Genomic DNA, 1,647 nt, shown 5'->3' with positions numbered 1-1,647 from the left:
CGTGACGCCCTGCGGCATGACGACGGCAGCATAGATGCGCGTGCTTGAATCGACTCGGCCGAGCCACAAGTGACGCCACGGCTGAGACCACGGTGCGTTAAGCCACGCGCTAATGGTCAGAACCGGGCTTTCTGACTTCGCTTGCGCCGCAATCCACGCATCGGCGATTTCGTCGCGAAACCCGGCTTGGACAAGCGACGCGCGCAGCTTGGACGGGTCGTCGAAGACGCGCTTTTGAAGCAGCGCGCGATCTTCGCCCTGCCGTTTCGCCGACGGCACGAACGACGCCGGCGATTGCCAACTGCTTAGCTTGTCCGCACCTTTCAATGCATCCAACTTCGCGCCGAGCGCTTCGGCGCGCTGCAACACGATCTCGGGCGTCTCGCCGCGCACCACGAAGAACTGCATGCTGTCGTCGATACCGACCGCGTCGCGAATTTTTTGCTCCTGTGAGACGAGCGAAGGATCGCGCTGGATCAGGAGGTGAATGTCGTCATCGCTCGTGAGGCGCAGCCACCCCGGCACGGCCGCTATCAACAACAGGCCCGCGACGGCCCATGTGTGCGGTCCGCCGATCACACGATGCCACCCGCCAAGCAAACGTGCCGCAAACGCGAAGGTCCGCTTCGGCGTGCGTTTGGGCGGTTTTACGAGCATCGATGGCAACAGCCATAGCACGGAGGCGAACGCGGTAACGATCCCCGCCATGGCAAAGCATGCTATCTGCTTGAGCGCAGGAAACGGCACCCAGGCAAGAATCGCGTAACCGAGCAAACTGGTCGCGAGCGCGACGCTCAGCGCGGGACGGACTGCGCGCACGCCGCGTTGCGCATCCCAGTCGCGCCCACTGCCGAGATAGACCACAAAATACTGGATCGAATAATCGACCGCCTCGCCTATGAGGCTTGCGCCGAATACGAGTGTGAGCAGGTGCAGCTTGCCAAACACGAGCAGGGTGAAGGCCAGCGCGCAGACGATCCCGAGTGCCGTAGAAACGAAGCCGAGCACGAGCAGGCGCGGCGAGCGCAGCACCCACAGCATCAGCAGTCCGATCCCGTACAAGGACACCATTCCGATCAGATGCACTTCGCGTTCCGAAGCCGCACGAGCAGCTTGCGCGTAAAAAACCGCGCCGGTCCGGTCGAGCCTGACATCGGGGAAAGTTTGCTTGAGAGCGGCTTCGCCACCCGCGACCGCAGCGAGAACCGCTTGCTGCGTGCTGGATTCATACGCAGAGCCGGGCAACGTCGCGGTGACGAGCACTTGGGTCTGCGCGCCGCGATGGGCGACCAGCAAGCCGTCTTCTATGTCCAGATTGGACGTCGCGAGCGGCAGTTGGCCGAGAAACTGTTCGAGCCAGCCGAACGGATCGTCGGCGAGTGGGGTAGCAAGGCCGCCGCGCAGCGGGCTGTACAGGCGTTTCGCGAGGGCGTCGTTCAACGACCACGAGCCGCTCAGGAGTGCCGAGCGAGTCTGCGGCGTAAGCAGGCCGAATCGATACGGCATGTAAAGCCCACCGATCTGCGACAAATCGAAAGGCGGCAATTGCGCCGTCACCGAGCCGAATGCATGACTTGCAGACAAGATCGCGCCTAGCTGCTTCGCGGCTGCTTTCGCGTGATCTGAATCACTGCTCGTCACAAGGAA

The 1,647-nt window shown here is 62.7% G+C and carries 1 protein-coding gene; it reads right to left on the bottom strand.

All coding sequences use genetic code 11. The features are described 5' to 3' along the window. On the bottom strand, positions 1-1,647 hold a 1,647-nt coding region (locus WCA53_RS27055; protein WP_423917922.1), incomplete at both ends, for an MMPL family transporter.

The sequence above is a fragment of the Caballeronia sp. genome, assembly GCF_049581465.1.
Taxonomy (GTDB): domain Bacteria; phylum Pseudomonadota; class Gammaproteobacteria; order Burkholderiales; family Burkholderiaceae; genus Caballeronia.
Note: the sequence above shows the minus strand (reverse complement) of the source record. Positions and strands in the feature narration are given on the sequence as shown.